We start from the raw sequence: 641 nt of genomic DNA on the forward strand, positions 1-641 counted from the left end.
ATACGAAAAAGAGATCGTACAAAAAGAAGTAGAAACAGTTGTTGGATTAGACTTTGCGATGGATCAATTATACGTCAGTTCTGAGGATGAGAGAGCCAATTATCCTAAGTTCTATCGTGAAATGTTAGACCGATTAGCAAAGGCGCAACGAGTATTATCAAGACGTACAAAAGGTTCAGGGCGTTGGAATAAACAACGTATCCGTGTAGCTAAGCTGCATGAAAAAGTAGCAAACCAACGTAAGAATTTCCTTCATCATAAGTCTAAAGAGTTAGCTACTCATTTTGATGTTGTAGCTATTGAAGACCTAAATATGAAGGGAATATCGCAAGCACTTCATTTTGGAAAAAGCGTCGCTGATAATGCTTGGGGTATGTTCACTTCTTTCGTAGCTTATAAACTAAATGAACAAGGCAAACAGCTTGTGAAAATAGACAAATGGTTTCCTTCCACAAAAACATGTAGCAGTTGTGGAAATGTGAAAAATATGTCATTGTCTGAGCGAGTCTATTCTTGTATATGCGGTGTAAATCTCGATAGAGATTATAACGCAGCTATCAATATCAAAAATGAAGCAATACGCCTATTGGCGTTAGCATAGATAGCAATAAAATAACCCTTGGAACAAGGGAGTTAGCTCG

1 protein-coding gene is annotated in these 641 nt (G+C 37.4%); it reads left to right on the top strand.

Annotated elements, in window-relative coordinates; translation table 11 throughout:
• Positions 1-601 (top strand): RNA-guided endonuclease InsQ/TnpB family protein (locus tag DOS87_RS00875; protein WP_208730179.1); only part of this gene is annotated, 601 nt, incomplete at its 5' end.
• Positions 602-641 lie beyond the last annotated feature (40 nt).

The sequence above is a fragment of the Bacillus sp. CR71 genome, from assembly GCF_003429245.1.
GTDB lineage: Bacteria > Bacillota > Bacilli > Bacillales > Bacillaceae_G > Bacillus_A > Bacillus_A thuringiensis_S.